16 protein-coding genes are annotated in these 17,114 nt (G+C 69.8%); 5 read left to right on the top strand and 11 right to left on the bottom strand.

Annotation, left to right across the window (positions count from 1 at the left end; all coding sequences use genetic code 11):
• Window positions 1-24: 24 nt before the first annotated feature.
• Window positions 25-1,812 carry an AAA family ATPase gene (locus ACZ6JE_RS06050; protein WP_464318454.1) on the bottom strand — a complete coding sequence of 596 codons (1,788 nt, stop codon included), beginning with the start codon at window positions 1,810-1,812 and terminating at the stop codon, window positions 25-27.
• Between the two features lie 412 nt (window positions 1,813-2,224).
• Between ACZ6JE_RS06050 and ACZ6JE_RS06045 the strand changes: the two genes are divergently transcribed.
• Window positions 2,225-2,920: a hypothetical protein gene (locus ACZ6JE_RS06045; RefSeq protein ID WP_464318453.1), complete on the top strand. Its 696-nt coding sequence runs from the start codon at window positions 2,225-2,227 to the stop codon at window positions 2,918-2,920.
• 731 nt (window positions 2,921-3,651) lie between these two features.
• Here the strand turns inward: ACZ6JE_RS06045 and ACZ6JE_RS06040 are convergent.
• On the bottom strand, window positions 3,652-4,578 hold the full coding sequence (locus ACZ6JE_RS06040) for a hypothetical protein (protein ID WP_464318452.1): 927 nt from the start codon (window positions 4,576-4,578) through the stop codon (window positions 3,652-3,654).
• Window positions 4,579-4,690: 112 nt separating this feature from the next.
• Here ACZ6JE_RS06040 and ACZ6JE_RS06035 point away from each other — a divergent pair, with 112 nt between their 5' ends.
• Window positions 4,691-5,197 (top strand): hypothetical protein, encoded by a 507-nt coding sequence (locus ACZ6JE_RS06035; RefSeq protein ID WP_464318451.1) that lies wholly within the window; start codon window positions 4,691-4,693, stop codon window positions 5,195-5,197.
• A 91-nt stretch (window positions 5,198-5,288) separates the two neighbouring features.
• Here ACZ6JE_RS06035 and ACZ6JE_RS06030 read toward each other — a convergent pair whose 3' ends face one another.
• The 5 genes from ACZ6JE_RS06030 to ACZ6JE_RS06010 form a co-directional block, all read right to left on the bottom strand.
• Window positions 5,289-6,503 (bottom strand): multidrug effflux MFS transporter, encoded by a 1,215-nt coding sequence (locus ACZ6JE_RS06030; protein ID WP_464318450.1) that lies wholly within the window; start codon window positions 6,501-6,503, stop codon window positions 5,289-5,291.
• 24 nt (window positions 6,504-6,527) lie between these two features.
• The gene (locus ACZ6JE_RS06025; RefSeq protein WP_464318449.1) at window positions 6,528-7,292 is read right to left on the bottom strand and encodes a hypothetical protein; all 765 of its coding nucleotides are present in this window, start codon (window positions 7,290-7,292) and stop codon (window positions 6,528-6,530) included.
• Between the two features lie 29 nt (window positions 7,293-7,321).
• Window positions 7,322-8,059 carry a diguanylate cyclase family protein gene (locus ACZ6JE_RS06020; protein ID WP_192060898.1) on the bottom strand — a complete coding sequence of 246 codons (738 nt, stop codon included), beginning with the start codon at window positions 8,057-8,059 and terminating at the stop codon, window positions 7,322-7,324.
• Complete coding sequence (locus ACZ6JE_RS06015) at window positions 8,056-9,030, bottom strand: ABC transporter ATP-binding protein (RefSeq protein WP_464318448.1); 975 nt, start codon at window positions 9,028-9,030, stop codon at window positions 8,056-8,058. The genes ACZ6JE_RS06020 and ACZ6JE_RS06015 overlap by 4 nt, the downstream gene beginning before the upstream one ends.
• Before the next feature lie 246 nt (window positions 9,031-9,276).
• Complete coding sequence (locus ACZ6JE_RS06010) at window positions 9,277-9,540, bottom strand: GlsB/YeaQ/YmgE family stress response membrane protein (protein WP_192060901.1); 264 nt, start codon at window positions 9,538-9,540, stop codon at window positions 9,277-9,279.
• Between the two features lie 211 nt (window positions 9,541-9,751).
• On the opposite strand from ACZ6JE_RS06010, the gene ACZ6JE_RS06005 reads away from it, so the two are divergent.
• Window positions 9,752-10,102, top strand: a complete 351-nt coding sequence (locus ACZ6JE_RS06005; protein WP_320479123.1) for a GntR family transcriptional regulator — start codon at window positions 9,752-9,754, stop codon at window positions 10,100-10,102.
• On the top strand, window positions 10,099-11,166 hold the full coding sequence (locus tag ACZ6JE_RS06000; RefSeq protein WP_464318447.1) for a hypothetical protein: 1,068 nt from the start codon (window positions 10,099-10,101) through the stop codon (window positions 11,164-11,166). The genes ACZ6JE_RS06005 and ACZ6JE_RS06000 overlap by 4 nt, the downstream gene beginning before the upstream one ends.
• Window positions 11,167-11,169: 3 nt before the next feature.
• Here the strand turns inward: ACZ6JE_RS06000 and ACZ6JE_RS05995 are convergent, their stop codons facing one another.
• Genes ACZ6JE_RS05995 through ACZ6JE_RS05980 form a run of 4 tightly spaced genes read right to left on the bottom strand, consistent with a single transcriptional unit; the run spans window position 11,170 to window position 15,724 of the window.
• On the bottom strand, window positions 11,170-12,453 hold the full coding sequence (locus ACZ6JE_RS05995) for an ABC transporter permease (protein WP_464318446.1): 1,284 nt from the start codon (window positions 12,451-12,453) through the stop codon (window positions 11,170-11,172).
• Between the two features lie 14 nt (window positions 12,454-12,467).
• Window positions 12,468-13,160 carry an ABC transporter ATP-binding protein gene (locus ACZ6JE_RS05990; protein ID WP_464318445.1) on the bottom strand — a complete coding sequence of 231 codons (693 nt, stop codon included), beginning with the start codon at window positions 13,158-13,160 and terminating at the stop codon, window positions 12,468-12,470.
• Complete coding sequence (locus ACZ6JE_RS05985) at window positions 13,157-14,749, bottom strand: efflux RND transporter periplasmic adaptor subunit (RefSeq protein WP_464318444.1); 1,593 nt, start codon at window positions 14,747-14,749, stop codon at window positions 13,157-13,159. The genes ACZ6JE_RS05990 and ACZ6JE_RS05985 overlap by 4 nt, the downstream gene beginning before the upstream one ends.
• Window positions 14,750-15,724 carry a hypothetical protein gene (locus ACZ6JE_RS05980; RefSeq protein WP_464318443.1) on the bottom strand — a complete coding sequence of 325 codons (975 nt, stop codon included), beginning with the start codon at window positions 15,722-15,724 and terminating at the stop codon, window positions 14,750-14,752.
• A gap of 173 nt (window positions 15,725-15,897) precedes the next feature.
• Between ACZ6JE_RS05980 and ACZ6JE_RS05975 the strand changes: the two genes are divergently transcribed.
• Entirely contained in the window at window positions 15,898-17,085 is a 1,188-nt protein-coding gene (locus ACZ6JE_RS05975; protein WP_464318442.1) for a SpoIIE family protein phosphatase, read from the top strand.
• The last annotated feature ends 29 nt before the right edge of the window (window positions 17,086-17,114 follow it).

Below are 17,114 nucleotides of genomic sequence, written 5' to 3'. Positions count from 1 at the left end.
AGCAGATGGCATTCACCCAGTTCGTTAGAGCACTACTGCCGAGCTGGCTGCGAGTATGCGGTTGAGGTGCTCCTGCGTGCGGTTGTTCCCTTGCGCTCCTATTGATAGGGCCTCTTGAAGCCAGCCAGGACCTTTTCTTGATGCCACCTCGGGAGCAAGCCGCTCAAGTTCGCCTACCTGAACCAGTACAATGCCGATTGACTCTAAGAATGCCAGGAGCTCAAAGAGTGCCGTTCGAGCTTCCCCTCTGAACGCGTCAACGCCATAGGACTTCACCTCAGCCCAGGGGGACTCGCGACTTCGCGTCTGAGCGAGTAGTTCCTCGCGAATGGTTGCGGTAAAGGGCTCGTCCCGCCGCTCATCGAAAAGGGCAGCGATGGCATCGAGAACGTTTCCAGTGCTTACTGCCTCACGCGGTGCTCGTTGCGCCGCTGTTGCGCGTGCCCAAGCCGTCTTTTCTGCCTCTCCCCATTCGCCCCCCATGGCGATAACAAGTCGACTTATCGATGCCTCGTTGTTCAGCATGTCAAGGTCTGGAGTTGCGATGACCGGCACTGCGATGGCGCGGAGTGTTCGTGCCACCTTCCACATTGCGTCCTTGCCGCCCGTCGGAACGAAAAGCATCTCGTTCCGCGGCAGGGCATCAGCATCCTCCTGCTGATAATCAAGGGCGGCATTCAGGTAGGCGCAATCCCCTTCTGCCTCGCCTAAAACGACGACTCGATGAAAGAGGCCATCGAGGACATTTGTATACTTCAACACCGGATCGTGCCAGAGGTCTTGTAGTTGATCCGAATCCAGCTGGTGAGCTCGCGTCGGGCCTCCGCCTCTACTGACCCGGACTACTGACACCTCCACCCCTGAATCAAGAAGGCCGGTCAGCAAACTGCGGTCGTGAGTTGCAACAAAGATTTGGACCCCACGCTCGACTGCCAGGGCGCCAAGCTCGGCGCCCAGTGCGTGAGCTTGCGGTGGGTGCAGAAAGGCTTCGGGCTCATCGAGAATGATGACTGGGTATGTGGCCGCGATCACCGGCAAAACTTGACCGAAAAAACCTCGCATGCCATCCCCCTGCTCGTCGAGAGGCCGTAGCTCCGTCATTGCCGCACGATAGCCGGGAGGTATGTTGTCGATCGGAGGTGCAGGGGTATCTAACTTGCCTACGCGAAGTCGAACTGTCCGACCGAGCGTGTCAAGTGTAAGGGGATCTCCGAACACTGATTCCGACGTGGCGCTTATGCGATCGCGCAGCTCTCGTGAATCCTGCAAAGCATGGATTGGGTGGATCGCCGGATCATCACCGGAATCGCGCATTTCCGCTGAGCCCCCAACGGAGAACCTTCCGGCCGCATTGCCATAGAACGTGAGGAAGTTGTTAAGTTCACTTACGCCATTCTGAGGTTGCTGCCACAAGTGGGCGAGACTCAATGGGTCATGCAGGCCTCCTGCACGAGCGAAGCCCATGCTGCCACCCTTGGTCGTAAACGGAGCTGTGCGACCGATCCATTGGAGCAGGTCGCCAGCGGTGCCACGAGCGTTTACCGAGAGGGATTTGACAGACTTCTGAAGTGGACGCGGTTGTCCAGGATAATGTTGCATCCACTCATTGACCTCACGCAAGATTGTGGACTTGCCTGCGTTGTTTGACCCCACCAGGACTGTGACGCCTGAGGCCTGAGGCCTGATGACGTCACCGCTCGAAAGCGTTATGGCTTCTACGCTGTAGTGGAATTGATCGGGATCGCCGGTTGTCCACTCAGGGTACCGGGTCGCGTAAACGGATGAGAAGTAATCCATGTCGAAACGCTTCATAGCGATGATTGTTGCAGATTGAGCGGGTCCAAAGTCGCATTCGGAAATAACTGGGATCCGATTCGCCGGGTCCCGGTCGGGTTCCCGGTAGGGGATCCTTGGGCGGAACACGAGTAGCTACTCAACGTTCGCGTCGGGACCGAGCGAGAAGAACAGCCCCATAGATCACCGCTCCAAGGCCCGAGCGTCTAGCGGTTCTGGTGTCTCTGGAAGCGCTGCACCCCGGACTGCCGAAAAGGGATGCGGGGACGCTAGCAGGGCCCGCAACTCGAGTCCGTCCTGACGTCCCGATCGGGGATTAGAAGCGATACAGCCGAGAACACCCCGAGGTAGAGCTCGACGACCTAGTGGCCGTCCAGTTCCCAGTTATCTTCTATGGCTGCGAGGACTCCACCGAGCGACCGCCGTCCTTATGAACTCTGGCCTCGTCGTCCCCGGCCCCCGCGGTGGATACCAATTCAATCTCCAGGCCCCGCACGCCCGCGTCGCCCTTGACGCTGTCCGGGTCGCGGTCGGCTACGAGTACCGCTACGAGGATCGGTCATGGTGGACGCGGACGCGCTCCTGGGGCGGGGACGCGCCCTCCTTCGACGTCGACGACACGGTGATGCTGCGGCGCATGCACGAACCTCTGCTCAGGCGAGGTCATGCGGTCGCCGGCGCGGCCGTGGACGTCGCGGGCCCGACCGCCCTCGAGGCACGCACGTTCTCGCTCCGCATCGAGCGTGACGTGGGCTCCAGCCCCATGCTGCTCGTCAACACACTGCAAGAGCCCTACGCGCTGTGGCACATCGAGCGGGACGGCAGCCTCATCCACAAGACCCTGCACCTCGGAGCAGGGTTGCGCGCGGCGATCGCTGCACTCAAGACGCAAGACTACAAGCGCGGGACCGACGCCGAGGTCCCAGCGGTGCAATGGGCGCACGCGGCGTACGCCCTCGCTGCGGAGGTCGCCTACACGGAAGAGCTCATCATCCAGCTCGCACACCTGGCAGACCTGCTGGAGCTCCGACGGAAGATCGAGAGGCAGATCGTCGACGCCCGGAATTTCCTCGACCGCGTCGAACGAGACGACCTTCTTGCCGGGATAAGCGAGAGAGAATCATGACCGACTATCGCGCTCGGCTGGCTCGGGCTCGGGCTCAGGCTCGGTTCGACCTCGTTGACCGGGTCCTCCGTCGTGCTCGTGGTCGCGACGAGCTCGCCTTCTCCGGGGCGTGACTCCTGTTTGGCACGCTCGAGCAGTACCACCGGATCGTCGCGCCCCTCGCCCTCGCTTCGTTCGAGCATCCCTGCGTAGCGACATAAACGAATGGCTACCGCGCCGTGGCCGCCGGCGGCGACCACGAACCGGTCGACTTCGCCGCCTTCTCTCCCGCAGATGGTCTTGCCCGCCACGCCAGGCTCACGGTCGACGACGTCGATGCTTCATTGGATGGAGAGCCCGGGCCAGCACTAGCACCCTTCCTTGTCGAGGCCAACGCCGAGGCGGGCCACTGATCTCCCCAAACTATCGATGCTGGCGCGGGACCGATCGCGGTCATGAAGATGCAGGTCGGCCCGTGGACCGTTGTTGACCTCGATTAACGCATGGAGGCAGGTGAGCGGCTAGCCAGCTGCCGCACGTCGACGTACTCGCGATCACCGCGCATGTCGGACCGACCGCGCCGCCTCGACGCCGGAGGTGCTCGCCTGGGCCGCCGCATCTTCGGACCGCCGACTCCGAGGCAGGCGTCGCCGGATCGGGCGCCGGCCTGGCCGTCACCGTGCGCGCGCAGCCTCAACGAGCCCCCGGTCGGGCCGGCCGGCGGTGCCACGGGCTGGGCCGCGACGGGTGCCTCAGGCGCGCGGCCCGGCGAGGCCGAACAGGGCGACCACCTCGTCGAGGTCGCGCCCCCGGACGAGGTCGAGAGACGCGACGTCGCGTTCGTCCCTCAGCTGCGCGACGACCGCGCCCGACGAGCCTTCGACAGCCCGGGCCTTGCCCGCGACCACGAGCTGCACCGGCTCGGCCCCGGCACGCACGGGCGGGTCCGGCAGCGGGTCGAGGCCCTCGGCGGCGTGCCGGTCGAGGGCCAGCGCCGCCAGCACCCAGCGTTCCGCGAGGCCGACCGGACGCAGCGACGCCAGGGGCGAACGGCGGCCCCGGCCGAAGACGACGATCATGCTGTCGCTGCGCTCGACCTGCCAGGCGACACCGCCGACGTCGAACCGGCAGAGCACGTCGGAGTGGAGGTCGACGACCGCCCCGAGGTGCTCCAGCGCCCGCACGCACGTCGGGCCGAGCAAGCGCGCGGTCGTCGCGGCCTCGCGCTCCCGGCGCTCGCGCTCGAGCACCGCACGGGCGAGCGGGGCGTGCTCGGCGGCGAGCGCTTCCCGGTCGAGCGGCGCCCCCTGGGCGAGGCGCGCGTGCAGCCACGCCGGGTCGAGCCGGCCGAGGTAGAGGAAGCGCACCTGGACGACCCCGCCCGGGTCCGACGCGGTGAGGGGCCTGTCGGGGGCGAGCAGGGCGACGCCGTGGTCGTCCGACCACACGGCGACGACGGTGCCGTCGACGACCGCCACCCACGACCAGCCCTGCACGCGAACGTCGGGGCTGCTGCGCTCGACCACATCGCCGACGAGCGACCCTGCCCCGACCCGCAGCTCGCGACGGTGCGACTGGGCGTCGTCGCCCATCGACACGCTCTCCCGGTTGACGACGACGACGAACTCCGCGGGCACGTGGCTCGACGCCGCGCCGACGAGCCGAGACCAGATCCCCATGACGGCGACGCTACCGGCCGATCAGCCCAGCGGCTCCGGAGACGCCTACGTACTGAAGAGGTCGCCTAATCTGGGCACCCCTGTCGACCCGTCCTAACCGAAAGGAGACACGATGATCGAGCAAGAGCACTCATCACCACGGCGAGCACTCGAGGTGCCGCTCGGCGCCCCCGTGTTCGTCCAGGCGCTGCGGTACACGGCCATGTACGGAGCGAAGCCGTTCCCCGAGGCTCTGCTGATCTACCTGGACAACGGCGCGTACAAGATCCTCTCGCCCGGCGAGGAGCACTACGGGAGCTACGTCTCCGCGACCGACCCGGCCGCTCCGCCCCGTCACGTGGCGTTCGTGTCCTGGCCCTCCGAAGACTGGGGGCGGAACGTCGCCTCGCACACTCTGACGTTCGACCAGGACACGGGGGCGTTCGTGCAGTCTCTGGTCCTGCCCGGAGACGCGGTGCCGCGCGCGCAGCACGGTTACGCGCAGAGCGTGGACAACCCGCTGACGGGCCTCATGACCGCCACGTGGGACGAACTCCGAGCGGCCTGCGCTCCCGTCTTCGACCGTCTGCAGGCACGGACCGACCCTCGCCGCGACGAACGGTCTTTCGACCTCCCGTAGGTCGACACGACTCGCGTTCACGAGCGTGATCCAGGTCGTGCGATCGTGCGACTCCTCGATCTCGATCTCGGAGAAGCCTTCACCGGCACCGTCACCTGACCCGTCGCGACGCCCAGACCTGCGCCCCGAGACCGACCGCGATGAACCCGAGCATGAGCGCGCCCATCACGACGGCCCTACCGCCGAGGGCGCCCGCGAGCGGTGTGGCCGCTCCGCCCAGGCCGAACTGCAGCCCGCCGACGAGGGCGGCCGCCGTGCCGGGAGAGCGATGGCCGAGCGCCTGCGTCAGCGTGATCGACCCGGGGATCACCCACCCCCACCCCGCCGTGACGATCGCCAGCGCCGGCCACACGAGCGCCGGCCCCGCGCCCGAGAGCGCCCCCACGAGCACCAGCAGCGACCCGGACGCGCAGACCGCGAGCCCGACGGTGAAGAGGCGGTCCTCGTCGAATCGCCCGATGAGCCGCCGGAACACCAGCGTCGACGCGATCATGCACGACGCGTTCGAGGCGAAGACGAGCGTGTAGAGCCCCTCGCCGAATCCGTACTCCTGCTGGAACACGAACGACGACGTCGAGATGTACGAGAAGAAGCCGATCGTCGCCGCGCATCCGGTGATCAGATACCAGCGGAACCGTGCGATCCCGAGCAGGCCGCGCATCCTTCGCAGCGACGCCCCCAGCGAGGCTCCGCCTTCAGGAGGCGCGGTGAGGGTCTCCGGAAGCAGTCGCGCCGCCGCGATGGCCAGCCCCGCCCCCAAGACCGCCAGCACGACGAACGTGATGCGCCACGACCCGGCCGCCAGCACGGCGCCGCCGACGAGCGGGGCCACGACCGGGCCGACCGAGTTGATGGCCGCCAGGGTGGCGAAGAGACGGCTCCGGGTGGTGCCCGTCGTCGAGTCGCCGACCATCGCGCGGGCCGCGACGGAGCCGGCCGCGCCTCCTAGTCCTTGAAGCACCCGGGCCACGACGAGGGTGCTCGCGTCGGGTGCCACCGCGCAGGCGACCGAGGCGAGCGCGAACACCGACATGCCGATCAGGACGATGCGCCGGCGACCCGTGCCGTCGCTGAGCGGGCCGATGACGATCTGCCCCAGCGCGAAGCTGACGAGGAAGGCGGTGAGGCTGAGCTGCACCTGCGCCGTCGAGGCTCCGAGGTCGCGGGCGATGGCCGGCAGACCGGGGATGTACATGTCGGTCGCGAACGGCGAGATGCCGACGATGAGCGCGATGGTGAGGACCGCGCCGCGCCCTCTGGGGGCCGGGGCGGCAGCGCGGGGCAGGGAGACGTCGTCGTCGCTCATCACGTCGAAGCCTAGCTCCGTGCCTCAGAACGCCGACGATTCCAGGGTCCCGACGCGACGGGCGCGTCGCTCGAAACGCCCCCAGACGACGACCGCCGCGATGACCCAGACGACTCCGGTGCCGAGAGCGAGGGCGTAGTCGCCCCAGAACCCCTCCGACATCCCTTCGTCGACGCCGGTCCTCCCGGCTTCGATGAGGTTCGCGAGGGGAATGACACGCGCTACGAGATCTATCGGGTGCCACAGCACGCTCAGGGGGGCGACGACCCCGGCCGCCAGGGGCAGCACGTACTCTGCGATGTTGGACAGAAGCAAGCTGTCGCGGAGGGAGAGGCTGGCGGCACCGATGAGGAAGCCGATGCCGATGGCAGCCGGTGCGACGCCGATGAGCACCAGGGCGATGATGCCCCAGCTGTCTGAGCGGCCCGACGGCTGGACCACCATGAGGGTCGCGAGGAGACCGACGGTCGCGACCAGGACGCCCAGGCCGGCGACGACGGTGAAGCGACCCAGCCACGAGGCGACGGTTCCGTGCGGGGCGATGAAGAGGAACGGGGTCGTCCCCTCGAAGCGATCCTCTGCGACCAGGGTGGCGACGGCGACGCTCGCGGCGACCGAACCGACGCCGACCGACGCGGCGAGGGCGTCGCCCGCATCAGGATCGGCGGCCCAGGCACCGCTCGCCATGGCGAGGTAGAACATCGACGTCAGCAGCGGGATCACCCCGAGGCGGACCGCTCGAACGGTCGGACTGATCGACTCGGGCAGCGCCCGCCATGCGATGACCATCGCCGCGCGGTAGGTCGAACCTGCGCCCGTCATGCCAGCGCCAGCGTTCCGTCTCGACGCGCTCGACGGAGCGCCGTGATCAGCAGAACCCACGCGGCCGTAGCCCACAGCGCGGACATCCCCACCGACTCGAGGAGCCACACGAGAGCGACGGACCCCGTCGAGTGCCCGACGGCGACCGCCCCCACGAGCGGATGGATCGCCGCTACCGGAACGATCCACCACGGGAATGACGACAAGGGGACGACGATCCCGCTGAGCAGCCAGATCGGGGTCAGGAGCAGCGGCTCCAGCACAGTCGCCGAGCGTGAGACCAGGAAGAACGCGGCCAGGACGAGGGCGGAGCTCATGCAGGCAAGGAACGACGCGGCCAACGAGACCAGGTCGCGGAGATCCACGTGCACGTGACCCGTCACGGCGAGCTGCAACCCGAGCGCGAGGGGGATGCCGAGGAGTCCGATGGTCGCCGCCGCCGCACACAGGCTCCCGAAGACCACGCCCGGGCGGAGGGTGCTCAAGGCCATGTGCTCGAGGGTGCCCTGGAAGCGCTGGTAGCTGATGATGCCGACAGCGGTCGTGGTCGTCGCCCAGATGCCGGCGATGGAGCCCTCGAGCCACAGCGAGGCCGTCAGGGGGGTGTCGGCACCGAGGGAGCCGAGGACACGGAGGGCGACGAAGATGCATGGTGCGACGAGCGCCTGCTGCAGGAAGAAGGGCGTCCGCAGGAGCTGTCGGGCGTGGAACAGCGTGATTCGAAGCCCGTTCACGGCGCTGATGTCCCGACTCGTTCTCGATGCGTCCGCAGGAAGGCCAGGTACGCCTCCTCCAGGGTCGTCGGTCTCGTGACGGAGGCCCGGACGTCGGCCAGGGAGGCGAGGAAGGCCGGTGCGGCGGGATCGCGGCCGTGCTCCCAGACGAGGTCGACGTACCAGAGTCCCCGCCGCTCCTCGCTGATGATGTCCGCTGTTCCGGCGACGGACCGGAACATGGGCCGGGGATCTGCCCGCGACTCGACGGTGAGGGTCGTCACGGTGCCGATCCCCGCGCGGGCCGCGATGTCGGAGGGTGCCCCCTCCGCGACGACGAGACCATCCGAGATGATCACGATGCGATCAGCGAGGTCGTCGGCGTCGGCGAGATCGTGCGTGGTCAGAAGGACCGCCTTGCCCGAGGCCCGCAGCTCACGGATCAGCCCGCGGAGGTCTTCGGCGCCTTCAGGGTCGAGCCCGATGGACGGCTCGTCGAGGAGGATGAGCTCGGGCTCTGCGAGGAGCGCTCTCGCGAGATGCAGTCGTTGCCTCATACCCCTGGAGTAGGTCTCGACCCTGCTGCCTCGACGATCGGAGAGGCCGACGCGGGCGAGCACCTCGACGATCCGCTGCCGTAGGGCGCGTCCGTGTACTCCCTGGAGCTCCCCGAAGAAGCGGAGGTTCTCTACCGCACTGGCCCGCATGTAGAAGCCCCGGTCGCCTCCGAGCACCAGCCCCAGGTGACGGCGAGCTGCGCGAGGGTCGGCGACAGCATCGATGCCTGCGACTCGGACGGAGCCGCGCGTGGGCTCGAGCAACGTCGCCGCCATCTTGACCGTGGTGGTCTTGCCGGCGCCGTTCGGGCCGAGGACGGCGACGACTTCGCCGGCGCCGATGGAGAGGTCGACCCCGCGGACAGCCTCGATCGATCCTGCCGACGTCCGGAAGCTGCGTCGTGCCTCGCGCACGTCGAGGATGGGCTCATGCATAGCTGCCGAAAGTAAGACATACCGTACGATATGTCAAGATGTCTCGCGATCAGGGCGGTCGCCCTGCGGGCAGCTGATCACTCGGGAGTCGCATCGGGTCAGCAGCTGCGACCGTGGATGACGCGGAGAGCGGGTGTTCGCCGATGCGTTAGCGGCGCATCCCGCCTGACGGGCCGGCTCGGCTGACCTCGAGCGCGAAGAAGGGGCGGGCGCACTGCGCCCGCCCCTTCTTCTAGACCCGGAGGGTCAGCGCTTGCTGCGACCCGTGATGAGGCCGTAGACGAACAGCACGACGACCGCGCCGACGATGGCGATCAGCCACGACTCGATCGAGAAGAAGCCGTTGAAGTCGACGCCGAAGAGCGCGCCGCCGATCCAGCCGCCGAGCAGGGCGCCGATGACACCGAGCACGAGGGTGGCGATCCAGCCGCCGCCCTGACGGCCGGGGAGGATGGCCTTGGCGATGGCGCCGGCGATGAGGCCGAGGAGGAGGAAGGCGAGGAAGCTCATGAGAGACCTTTCGAGCGGTTGACGACAAGTTTGCACCGCCTGACCCCCTCACCACCGAGATGGCGACGAGCTCAGGAGCCTCAAATCGAGGCTTAGCGGTACATCCACTGTGCACCTCCTGAGAGTCTGGTGCTCGAGCTCGCGCATCGGCTAGCCGAAAAGCGCACGGGGGCCCTTGTTGAGCAGCCACTTGTACTAGTAGAACTAGAACATGTTGATCAGGCTCGACCCGGCATCCGAGATGCCGATCGCCGACCAGATCGTGACGCAGATCCGCCGGGGCATCGCCGACGGCGACATTGAGGTCGGCGAGCGACTGCCCTCGGCGCGTGACCTCGCGGCCGCCCTCGCGATCAACATGCACACCGTCCTGCGGGCTTACGACTCGCTCCGTACCGCCGGCCTGATCGAGCTCCGTCGCGGTCGCGGGGCGGTCGTCATCGCCGGCGCTAACGCCCCGACCACGGCCCTCTACGCCGCCGCCGCCGCGCTCGTGCGCGACGCCGCCCGCCTCGGCATCGCACCCGCCGACCTCGCCACGATCATCAGGGGGATGACATGACCGCCGACCGACCCGCCCCGAGCTCGCCCGACGAGCCCGAGACCGGCACCACGCCCGTGCCCGCCGACCACGTGCCCGCCGACCCCGTGCCCGCCGAGGTGGACGGGGTGGCCCTGCTCCGCACCTCCTCGGCCGTCGTCGCGGCCCTCGCGCCCGCGGCCCTCCTCGTGGTCGTCGCCCTCGTGCTCGGTCCGCGGCTGGGCGACACCATCGCGCGTCACTGGTCGGGCGACGGCGCTGCCGACGGGTTCTCGGGCACCTGGTCGTCGTTCACCGTCGTCGCGGCGATCGTCGCGGCCCTGACCACGGTGTCGATCGTGGCCGCTCTGACCCGGCGCGGGCGCCCGTCACGCCTGATCGCCGGGGGCGCGGCCTCCTTCGCCGGCCTGGCCGCCTGCACCTGGGTCGCCACCGCCCTCGCGACCGCGGCCGCGCCGACCCCCGGGGAGGCGGTGGCCGGCTGGACGCCCGCGCTCACGCTCCCGGGCCTCGCCTGGGGCGTCGTCGTCGGCTGGCTGGCGACCGGCAGCGGCGTCCGGGCGCTGCCCGACGTGGAGTTCGACGACCGGGCGAGCGTCCGCCCGGCGGATCTGCGACCGGGGGAGCGGCTGGCGTGGTCGGGCACCACCGGCAGCCCCGTCTTCGTCGTGATGGGGTCCGTCGTGCTAACCCTGGCTATCGTCACCGGCGCCGTGCTCTTCGTGATGGGCGCCTCCTCGGTCGTCGTCTACTCGGCCGTGCTGCTGCTCGCCGGCGCCGCCGTCCTCGCTCTGGGCCGCGTTCGACTGACCGTCGACCACCGCGGGGTGCGTCTCGTCTCGGCGCTGCTCGGCGTCCGCCTGCTGCGGGTGCGCCTGACCGACGTCGCCGGCGTCGAGACCGAGACCCTCGACCCGATGTCGTGGGGCGGCTGGGGGTTGCGCGTCTCGAAGCGCGGCACCGCCTACGTCACCGGCCGCCGCCCCGGCATCGTCGTCCGACGCCGCGACGGCAGCGCGGTCGCCGTCACCATCGACGACGCCGAGTCGGCCGCGTCCGTCGCGGCTGCTCTCGCGCAGCGCTGACCCTCACGACCCGCGCAGCGCGTCCACGGGCTCGATGAGGGAGGCGCGGCGTGCGGGGATCCCGCCGGCCGCGAGCCCGATGACGGCCCCGAGCACGACACCCGCCACCGCCACGAGCGGGTCCACGACCGGTGTCCACTGCTGTGCGACGGAGACTCCGAGCACCGCGGCGACGCCGACCGCGGCACCCGCGAGACCACCGAGCGACCCCATCACGACCGACTCGGCGACGAACTGACCGGCGATCTGCCGCCTCGTCGCCCCGACGGCCCGACGCAGACCGATCTCGCCCGTCCGCTCGGAGACCGACAGCATCGTCACGTTCGCGATGCCGAGCCCTCCGGCCAAGAGGGCGATGACCGAGACGACCACGAACACCAGGTTCACCTCGGCCTGAACGGCCTCGGCCAGGTCGGAACCCGAGCGGGGCGCTGCCACCTCGACCTCGTCGGGGGAGTCGGGAGCCAGCGCCGGCGGTGCCTGCCGCACCAGGAGCGGACCGGCACCCACCTCGATCCGGACCTGCACCTCCCCGGGGGCCACGAGCCCGAAGTCCGCACGAGCCGCGCCGGTGGGCAGCACCACCCCGTCGAGCAGCTCGGACCGGCGCTCGACGTCGTCGAACGTGCCGATCACGGCGTAGGCCAGAGCGTCGATGAAGATCGACGGTTGCGAGTCGACCCGGCCCACACCGAGGCGCTCTGCCGCCCGCGACCCGAGCACCGCGACCCGATCGCCTCGCGCATCGTGACCTTCGTCGAACAGCCGCCCCGTCGTCACCGACCCGCCGAGGGTGTCGATCAGCCCGGCCGACGACGCGAAGACCCGCGGTGACGCGACGGTCGCGGCCGACGGGTCGTTGAGCGGAACGGCGGTCACCTCCGCCTCGCCGAGCGGCACCTCGGCGACGACCGCCGCGGACTCGACGCCGGCGAGCGTCTCGAGTCGCGACGCCGAATCCCAGGGGAGGCGCACGGTCGCGACACTGGACCCGTCGGACGTCGTCGCCTCGGCCGGGCCGATCGTCACCTGCGTCGCGGAGACGGCGTCGAACTGCCGCGACAGCTGCCCCGCGGTCGTCTGCGCGAACCCGATCGTGGCGACCAGGGCGCCGATGCCGAGGACCGTGCCCAGCAGCGTCATCGCGAGTCGACCCGGGCGCGTACCCAGATCGGCTGTGGCCTCGGTGAGGAGATCCGCGAGGCCGAACCGGTCGCCCCTCGCCACGGTCGACGTCACCGACCCCGGCCGGTGGGTGCTCCGCCTCGCCGCTGTGAGCCGGTTCACGGCTGTGCGCCGCCTCACGACTGCTCGCTCAGACGCCCTGCGGCGATGCGGATGCGACGAGCTGCTCGATCGGCGACATCGTCGTCGTGGGTGATGACGACCAGGGCGAGCCCGTCGTGGAGCAGCTCCTCGAACAGACCCATCACCGCCCCGGTGGTTATCCCGTCGAGGTTTCCCGTCGGCTCGTCGGCCAGCAGGAGGGCCGGGCGGGCCACGACGGCGCGGGCGACGGCGACGCGCTGGCGCTCGCCGCCCGACAGGGTCGTCGGCGAGAAGTCGACCCGGTGGCCGAGGCCGACCCGATCGAGGGCCTCGCGGGCGCGATCCTCCCGCGACGCCCGCGGCGTGCCGCTGTAGAGCATCGGCATCATGACGTTCTCGAGCACGGATCGCCTCGGCATCAGATGGAACGACTGGAACACGAAGCCGATCCGCCTCGATCGCAGGGCCGCCCGCGCGTCGTCGTCGAGGGCCCCGGTCAGCTCGCCCGCGAGGCGGTACTCGCCGACACTCGGCCTGTCGAGCAGCCCGAGGATGTTCAGCATCGTCGATTTGCCCGAGCCGCTCGGCCCGACGATCGACAGGTAGTCGCCGGCCTCGATCCGGAGGTCGACCGCCCTGAGCGCCTGCACCTCGGGCGGCCCGGCGAACGAGCGGGTGACGCCCCGCAGCTCGACCAGCGGCGCGCCGTCGGCCGCGGCGCTCATCGGGCGACCACGACGAGGTCGCCCTCGCTCAGCTCGTCGTCGACGGGTGCGATCTCGACTGCTCCCGCCGCGGCCAAGCCGGTCTCGACGACGACGATCCGTGTCTCGGCGGACGCGCCGTCGCGCGGGTCCCCTTCGACGACCTCCACGCGCGACTCGCCCCCGGGCCCCGCGGTGAGCGCGGCGAGCGGCACCGAGAGCACCTCGCCGTCGGTCGCGCCGACGGCGATCGAGACGCGCACGTTCGACCCCTGCAGCTGCTGGACCTGCTCCGCCGTCAGCGGATCGGGGGTCAGGGCGATCGTCCATCGAGCGTCGTCGTCCGAGCCGGGGTGGACCTGTGAGACGACAGCCCGGTGCTCGGCGCCGTCGGGCAGGTCGAAGAACGCCTCGTCGCCCACCTCGAGCAGCGACGCATCGGCCTCGGCCGCCGAACCGGTGACCCCGATCGTCGCGCCCGAGACGGTCATGGCAGGGCCCTCGAGCATGTCGCCCCGAGCGACGGAGACGGCGTCCACCCGGCGGGGCAGTTCGGTGAGATAGAGCACCTCGTTCGCGGGCAGTGCCGGGAGGGCGCCCTCGCGGGCTCGGGTCAGCTCGGACCTGGCGTCGGCCAGCTGCGCCTCGACGGTGCTGAGAGCGGATCGCTCGCTCGACGCGTCGGCGGGTGCGGCGAGCTGCTTCCGCTGCAGTTCGGCGAGTTCGAGCGCGTCGTGCAGATCGGCGACGAGCACGCGGTCGACGGGGAGCTGCGCCTGGGCGGCCTCCCAGGCGCGTCGGGCGGCGTCGACGGCGTTCGCGGCCTCGAGGCTCTCGACCGCCGAGGGGCCCGCCTGCGCGCGGTTCAACTCGGCCTTCGCCTGGGCGACGGCCTGCTCCGCGGCTCGGACGCCCTCCGAGGCGGCGCGGACATCGACCGTCGCGCCCTCGCCGTCCGACCTGGAGCCGCCGTCGGGCACGGGGTAACCCGCCTCGGCGTAGAGGGCGGTCAGGGCGTTCGCGGCCGTCGCGTCGAAGACGTCGTCGGCGGGGTCGCCTCCGTCGATGCCGACGGCGCGGAGGGCCGTCTTGAACTGCGAGACGTCGGGCCCCGCGACGCCGACGCGCAGCGTCCGGTAGGCCGGCAGGTCGCCAGGCAGCACGATCACAGGGCGTCCGGCGATCTCGAGGGCGACCGACAGGGCCGACAGCTCGGTCCCTTCGTCGGGGACCTGCCCTGTGACGACGGCGGGGCCCGAGAGGGTCGAGGTGTCGACCCTCACCTCGACGGCGTCGGCGTAGGCGATCTCGCCCCGGACGGTCACGTCGTTGCGCAGCTCGCCGAATTCGACCGGCACGCCGACCAGTCCGGCCTCGGGCGGACCCTCCGCCGACGCGGCGTCCGCGGGTGATACGACGAATCGCCCGACGAGCAGGCCCGCGACGAGACCGAGCGCCGAAGCCCCTGCGACGATGGCGATCAGACGGTTGCGACGGAGCAGCACCCGCCACCCGCCGACCGCGCCCCCGGTGGCGGACGCCTCACGCGAGAGCAGCCCTCCGGCCGCCCCGGCATCGCCGCCGGCCCCGCCCGCACCGTCTCGCGCCACCTAGCGGCCCTGCTCGGCGTCGGCCTTGAGCGCGTCGAGCTCGCTCTTGTGCTCGTCGATGAACCGCTGCTCGATCTCGGCGGAGGCCGCGGCCGAGATGCCGGCGAAGTCGGTTTCCTCTCGGCAGTCGAGGTCGATCAGCGCGAGTTCGATCTCGGTGTCGGCGAGCTCGTCGAGAGCGGACTGGTCGGGGTCGCCCTCTGCGGCCCCGTCGTCGATCTCGGCCCAGAGGTCGGAGGAGGCCTCTTCGATCGACCCGCGCGCGTCGGTCTGCCGGGCGAAACCGGGCTGACCCGCGTCGGTCATGCACTGCGACCAGGCCTCGTTCGCCTCGACGAGCTCGGGTGCGCTCTCGATGTCCTCGTAGAGAGCGCCCATCTTCTCGAAGAGCTCGTCGTGCTCCTCGAAGAGGGCCGTCTGGTCGGACTGGCTGTCGTGCTGCGCCTCGCCGTAGCACCCCGCGGTGGTCCAGTCGTACTCCGCCTGCTCGTCCACGACCTCGTCCTCATCCGGCATGGGGCCGTGGAGAGCCTCGTAGTAGGCCTCCTGCTCGGACTCCGAGAGGCTCTCGACGTACTCGGTGTTCGGGTCGTCCTCGACGAGGCCCTCGTCGCTCGTGGTGTAGGGCGAGTCCACGACGCCGTAGCCGTACTGCGCGACCCAGTCGCGGTCGTCGGGCAGCCACTCGTAGTCGGGGTCCGCCGACATCGACGTGGTGTGAGGCACGTAGTCGAAGCCCTGATCGGTCATGCACTCGGCCACGGCCTCCTCGACACGGCGATTCAGCTCGTCGTTCTCCGCCTCCTGCTCCTCGGGCGACAGCTCGCTGCCCATCACGGAGCCGAGGTAGGCCTCGAGCGGCGATTCGGCGACCTCGTCGGATCGGGAGGAGGTGCTGTCCGCGCAGGCGGACAGGGTCACGGTCAGAGCGGTGGCCAGCGATGCGGCGGCCAGGACGGAGCGGCGGTGTTTCACGAGGGACCCTTCGGGACGATGACAAGAACCCTCATAGTGTTATTAATATGTCGGCCCGTCAACCGGCTCCTCCACACCCCGGCCAGACCAGAAATGGGGTCACCGGTGGCGGCCCGATCGCCGCCGTAGACCGCTCCATCTGTTTAGAGTGTCCACAGAGAGGGGGTGCAGCGATGCAGGAGTCGACTCGCGAGATCAGACGTCAGCGGGCGGTCGAGAGCCTCGGCGTCATCGACTCCGACCGCAATCCCCGCCTCGACCGCATCACCCGCATGGCCAGGGCGATCTTCGGCGTGCCGATGTCGTCGGTCACGGTGCTCGACAATCAGCGCGCGCTCTTCCTCGGTCGCGACGGCTTCGACGTCCCGGTGGTGGGTCGGCACGACACCCCCTGCCACCTCGTGATCGACTCGGGCGAGATCATCTCGGCCGAAGACGCCCGCGCCGACGCCCGCTTCGACCACATCGAGCCGTTCCGCGCCAACGGCCTCGGCTTCTACCTCGGCCACCCCCTGCTCGACGGGTCGGGCAACGTCGTGGGCTCGTTCTGCGTCATGGGCTTCGAACCGCGTCATCTCGACGCCGAGCAGATGTCCGAGTTCGAAGACCTCGCGGCCTGGGCTCAGAGCGAGCTGCTGGCCGACGCCGAGGCCGCCTCGGCGTCCGCCACCCAGCAGGCGCTGCTGCCCGCCGAGCCGCTCGAGATCGACGACGTCCACGTCGAGGGCGTCTGCCTCCCCTCGCTCAGCGTCGGCGGCGACTACTTCGACTACGGCGTCGTCGGCCGACAGGTGCACGTCGCCGTGGGCGATGTCATGGGCAAGGGCGTCGGCGCGGCCATCCTCGGGTCGTCAGTCCGGGCCGCCTGCCGAGCCGCCGTCCCCACGGTCAGCGACAACCGCCTCCTCGGCACGGCCGTCGACCGCATCGAGCGCGCCGTCATCGGCGATCTGCAGCGCACCGGCTCGTTCGTCACGTACTTCCACGCCGTGCTCGACCTCGACACCGACGAGCTCTCGTACGTCGACGCCGGCTCCGGTCTCGCCCTGGTCGTCCGCGCCGACGGCTCCGTCGAGCAGCTGATGGGATCCGACCTGCCGCTCGGCCTCGAGGCGCAGACGCACGAGACCCACACCATCGTGCTGCTGCCGGGCGACCGGCTCGTCGTCATGAGCGACGGCGTGCTCGACGTGCTCGACGACGAGAACGGCTGGCTGGCCGAGGTCGGCGGCATCGTCGCCCGCTCGGGCGACGCCGAACGCTCCGACGCCCCCGATCTCGTCGACGCCATCGCCCTGCTCGCCCGCGACCGCATCGCCCGTGACGACGTGACCCTCCTCGTACTGGACCGACGTCCGTGACGGACCTCCTCACCCGACGCGACCAGCGC

Source organism: Frigoribacterium sp. AC759 (assembly GCF_979256015.1).
Note: the sequence above shows the minus strand (reverse complement) of the source record. Positions and strands in the feature narration are given on the sequence as shown.

Bases quoted from the DNA above. Each gene is read 5' to 3' on its own strand.
- ACZ6JE_RS06050 (WP_464318454.1), bottom strand. From the start codon at position 1,812: ATGAAGCGTTTCGACATGGATTACTTCTCATCCGTTTACGCGACCCGG.
- ACZ6JE_RS06045 (WP_464318453.1), top strand. From the start codon at position 2,225: ATGAACTCTGGCCTCGTCGTCCCCGGCCCCCGCGGTGGATACCAATTC.
- ACZ6JE_RS06040 (WP_464318452.1), bottom strand. From the start codon at position 4,578: ATGGGGATCTGGTCTCGGCTCGTCGGCGCGGCGTCGAGCCACGTGCCC.
- ACZ6JE_RS06035 (WP_464318451.1), top strand. From the start codon at position 4,691: ATGATCGAGCAAGAGCACTCATCACCACGGCGAGCACTCGAGGTGCCG.
- ACZ6JE_RS06030 (WP_464318450.1), bottom strand. From the start codon at position 6,503: ATGAGCGACGACGACGTCTCCCTGCCCCGCGCTGCCGCCCCGGCCCCC.
- ACZ6JE_RS06025 (WP_464318449.1), bottom strand. From the start codon at position 7,292: ATGGTCATCGCATGGCGGGCGCTGCCCGAGTCGATCAGTCCGACCGTT.
- ACZ6JE_RS06015 (WP_464318448.1), bottom strand. From the start codon at position 9,030: ATGCATGAGCCCATCCTCGACGTGCGCGAGGCACGACGCAGCTTCCGG.
- ACZ6JE_RS06010 (WP_192060901.1), bottom strand. From the start codon at position 9,540: ATGAGCTTCCTCGCCTTCCTCCTCCTCGGCCTCATCGCCGGCGCCATC.
- ACZ6JE_RS06005 (WP_320479123.1), top strand. From the start codon at position 9,752: ATGTTGATCAGGCTCGACCCGGCATCCGAGATGCCGATCGCCGACCAG.
- ACZ6JE_RS06000 (WP_464318447.1), top strand. From the start codon at position 10,099: ATGACCGCCGACCGACCCGCCCCGAGCTCGCCCGACGAGCCCGAGACC.
- ACZ6JE_RS05990 (WP_464318445.1), bottom strand. From the start codon at position 13,160: ATGAGCGCCGCGGCCGACGGCGCGCCGCTGGTCGAGCTGCGGGGCGTC.
- ACZ6JE_RS05975 (WP_464318442.1), top strand. From the start codon at position 15,898: ATGCAGGAGTCGACTCGCGAGATCAGACGTCAGCGGGCGGTCGAGAGC.